The sequence below is a fragment of the Psychroserpens sp. genome (assembly GCF_045105015.1).
Classification (GTDB): domain Bacteria; phylum Bacteroidota; class Bacteroidia; order Flavobacteriales; family Flavobacteriaceae; genus Psychroserpens.
Genome location: NZ_JBGCCX010000020.1, coordinates 1 through 4203, shown reverse-complemented (window position 1 = coordinate 4203; position 4203 = coordinate 1). Strand labels below are relative to the sequence as shown.

The following is a 4203-nucleotide window of genomic DNA, read 5'->3' as shown; positions in this document are numbered from 1 at the left end:
CAAACATTTTTCTATTGAATGTTATTACCCAAGTATAAATCTTTTTAAGTGATTTATTATTATGTTTACCCTGAGGATGATAATTTGTGTAGAGTTTACCTGATTCATCAACAGCTTCAAATGAAATCATCGCTGCGTTAGGATGTTCTTTATAAGCCTCTAATATATTATTCTTTAAATTATCATTATAAACAATATCATCATCTGCCATTAAACATATGTCTTTCGTTGCATTTTTTATAGCAAGATTTCTACTTGCTGGTGACCCTCTTTCAAAAGAATTGATCACCTTAATATTTTTCTTGTCAGATACCAATAGCTTATCCTTAACCGTTTGATTAACAATTATCAAATCAAAATCATCAATATTATTATGTATAAACATAGGTTCCAAAAAAGCTAAATCCTGCTTAAACATTGTTGATATTAAAATTTCAATACGTAATGACATTGGAGATTGAATGGCTATGTGATAGGAATTCTTATTTTTGTTAAAAGTAACATTTTTATGCGAATTTTATTGGTTGGAGAATACAGTAGGCTGCATAATTCTTTAAAAGAAGGCCTTGTTAGTCTAGGACATGAAGTGTTACTAGTAGGGAATGGTGATGGTTTTAAAAACTACCCTGTTGATATCAATATTAATCATTCGTTTCATCATAAGATTTTAAAAAAATTTAAAGTCGGTTTCTACAAACTCACTTCAATAGACTTAGGTTCATTCGAGGTATATTTAAAAACCATTTATCACCTCAATAAATTAAAAGAATTTGATGTTGTTCAGCTTATCAATGAATCGCCATTAGTTATTAAGGCAAGTTTTGAAAAAAAATTCATTAACCATCTTATTAAAAAAAACAAAAAAATAATTCTGCTTTCCTGCGGCATTGATCATCAATGCATGTCATATATGATGGATAAAAAGTTTAGATATAGTATTATGAGTCCTTATTTAAATAACAAATCATTATATGAACGATATCAATTTCAATTGCAGTACTTAAATAAAGAATTCACGGAACTTCATGATTTTATATACAAACATTGTAATGGTGTAATTGCAACAGATATGGACTACCACATTCCTTTATTAGGACATGAAAAATATTTAGGATTAATTCCTAATCCTATAAATATTGACAAAGTCGTATACGCTCCTATCAATATTGACAAAAAAATAAAAATATTTCATGGTATAAACACCTCTGCTGAACATAAAAAAGGGAATCATTTTTTCAGTGAAGCATTGAAGATTATTGAAAAGAAATATGCAGATAAAGTTGATATTAAAACAACCTATAGCCTACCTTACAAAGACTACATAAAACTTTATGACGATTGCCATATTTTACTTGACCAAGTATATGCCTATGACCAAGGCTACAATGCTCTTGAGGCCATGGCAAAAGGTAAAGTTGTATTTACAGGAGCAGAACAAGAGTGGTTAGATTACTATAATTTAAATGAAGATACTGTAGCCATAAATGCCTTACCAAATGCTAAAAAAATTGCTGAAAAGTTGGAGTGGTTAATTCTTAATCCTGAGAAAATTAATGAGATATCTAAAAATGCTAGAGCCTTTATTGAAAAAGAACATAATTATAAAAAGATTGCAAATACATATCTAGAAACCTGGTTAAAGAGTTAATCTAATTTTCTAATTATATTTGCCGGAACTCCACCTATAATCACATTTTCAGGAAAACTTTTTGTAACAATAGAACCTGCAGCTACAACAGAATTATCTCCTATTGAAACTCCTTTTAAAATTGTTACATCATTACCTAAAAAGACATTATCGCCAATAACTACATCTTTACTATTAGGATCTTGTTGTAAGCGTCTTTCTGCGTTTAAATCATGAAAATTACTATCAGAGATCTTACAATTGTATCCAATTAAAACATTGTCTTTAATGGTAATAGACCTCTCAGAAACTACTGAAAAATTATTATTAATCGTTATATTATTTCCAAAAATGATATTAGAATGAGGTTGTCTTGCTTCTATATAAGCATACGTATTATAAAACAAAGGAGAATTAATGACTCCAAATCTAACATTAGAACCAAAACTCACAGTTCCTTCTCCTCTAAACACTACAGGTTGATATGAAATACACGTCCCAATGATATTTTTATTAGTACTAAAACACTTATAACCTAGTTTCCTAAATTTTAAAATAAGCTTAGCTATATAATGTTTAATCATGATCTTCAATATTATGAGGCAATATACCAAATAAAGCCTTTCTAAAAACAAATAACAAAATCATAAAGTGAATGAGGTAAGACACAAAATGAGCTTTAACAACGCCAATCAAACCATAATAGTCAATAAAATAGATACTCGAAAGATAGATTACCAAAATAGCAATAGACTCAACAATAATATAATGCCATACCATTTTTTTTGCTAAAAATTGATACGATATAACTAATGAAAGTACTTTAATAAAATCACCACAAATTTGCCAGAAGAACAATTCAGTTACAGGTTCAAATTCTTTTGAGAATATTAAATTAACTATAAAATTCCTAAAAAAGTATATCACAATAAGTCCTAAACCAAAAATTGGAATAATCGTTTTGTAAAAATTCTTAACTTCAATTCTAAATGCGCTCAGTGTTTTTATTTGAGAAAATATTGGCAAGATGTAAAGTGTAATTAAAGAAGTAACAAACATCAAATAATAATTTGAAATTCTTTGCATAGCTACCCAAAAACCAGCATGACTCTCACCAATTTCGTTTATGATATAATTCCTAATATAAACAGTCACTAAAGGTAGAATAGTTGCTGAAAATAATGCCATTATTGAAAACGCTCCAAGATTTTTAAGACTATCTAAACTTAGATCTTTAAAGGATATCAATTTCAAATACTTAAAAACACCAGAAGCGCTAATCAATAAAATGATAAATAGTAATACCTCTATTAATAAAATTGAAATTAATGCGCCTTTTAAATTAAACTTCCAAATAAGCAACACATTAGTAATTGTTCCTAATATCTGAGCAATAATATTAATGCTTAGTATCTTCTTGAATTTTGATAAACCATTTAAAACAGAAAAAATTAAAGTTTTAAATGCATAAAAAGGCAGACTTAGTGCAATTAACTTAATTATACTTACATAGTTTTTCTGGTCTGTAAAAATGAAATCATTAATAGATTCAGAGCCAATATAGATACCTAATGATATTATTACAACAGAACATAATATGAGATAAAAAGCAGTTGAAACAAGTTTGCTTAAGTCTTTCAAGTTACTTTTTAACTCAGCAACATATTTAACGACTCCATTATTAATTCCTAACGTAGTAAAAGCTTGTCCAGATTTTAAAAAATCACGAAAGTTCCCGATAAAAGCTAGACCTTCAGGGCCAATAAAAATGGCAATCAATTTTGAAGTAATGAATCCAGATACAACTCTTGTTAAGACTGAAAAAGAATTCAAGGATGCTATTTTGATAAGTTGATTTTTACCAATAAAATGCTTTATTTTATCTATCATTACAAACGAAATACCTTATAAAAATAAGCTAATTATTACTATTAGTTCTCTTCTTCAGTAATTAATCCAAAAAGTGAATTACTGAACACCAATAGCACAATTAAAAAATGCATTAAATAACTAAAAAAGTGTCCCATAACTGCACCTTCAACACCAAATAACTCTATTAAATACACACTTGTTAGATACAACATAATTACTAGAAATACTTCTATAACTATAAATTGAGCAAACATCTTTTTTGCTAAGAATTGATAGGCGATTACAATAGACAAAACCTTTACAAAATCACCTAATAATTGCCAAAAAAACAAGTCCTCAACCGGCTGAAATTCTTCAGAAAAAACTAAACTAATAACAAATGGTCTCAAGAAATAGATAACTAGTAAACCGACACCAAATATTGGCATCACTGATTTATAAAATCCGAATACTTCTTTTCTAAACTCTTTTTTATTATCAATCTCACTAAATCTAGGAATGATATAAAGCGTCATTATTGATGTGACAAACATGAGATAATAATCAGAAATTCGATTCATTGCTTCCCAATATCCAGCTTGTTTAATTCCAAGTTCATCAATTATAAAATTTCGAATCAATATGGATGTAAATGGCAGCGCTATGGCAGTAACCATAGCCATTACTGCATAAGGAGCAAACCGCTTCAACACATCTAAACTCAC

4 protein-coding genes and 1 pseudogene are annotated in these 4203 nt (G+C 28.2%); 1 reads left to right on the top strand and 4 read right to left on the bottom strand.

What is annotated here, in order from left to right; translation table 11 throughout:
• Positions 1-451 (bottom strand): glycosyltransferase family A protein (locus AB8B90_RS01490; RefSeq protein ID WP_405332956.1); only part of this gene is annotated, 451 nt, incomplete at its 3' end.
• Between the two features lie 57 nt (positions 452-508).
• On the opposite strand from AB8B90_RS01490, the gene AB8B90_RS01485 reads away from it, so the two are divergent.
• Positions 509-1648 (top strand): glycosyltransferase, encoded by a 1140-nt coding sequence (locus AB8B90_RS01485; protein ID WP_405332954.1) that lies wholly within the window; start codon positions 509-511, stop codon positions 1646-1648.
• Here the strand turns inward: AB8B90_RS01485 and AB8B90_RS01480 are convergent.
• The 3 genes and pseudogenes from AB8B90_RS01480 to AB8B90_RS01470 form a co-directional block, all read right to left on the bottom strand.
• Entirely contained in the window at positions 1645-2211 is a 567-nt protein-coding gene (locus tag AB8B90_RS01480) for an acyltransferase (RefSeq protein ID WP_405332952.1), read from the bottom strand. The two genes, AB8B90_RS01485 and AB8B90_RS01480, sit on opposite strands and share 4 nt — an antisense overlap.
• Complete coding sequence (locus AB8B90_RS01475; protein WP_405332950.1) at positions 2204-3517, bottom strand: O-antigen translocase; 1314 nt, start codon at positions 3515-3517, stop codon at positions 2204-2206. The genes AB8B90_RS01480 and AB8B90_RS01475 overlap by 8 nt, the downstream gene beginning before the upstream one ends.
• Before the next feature lie 41 nt (positions 3518-3558).
• Positions 3559-4203 (bottom strand): annotated as a pseudogene (locus AB8B90_RS01470) (O-antigen translocase); the annotation flags it as partial.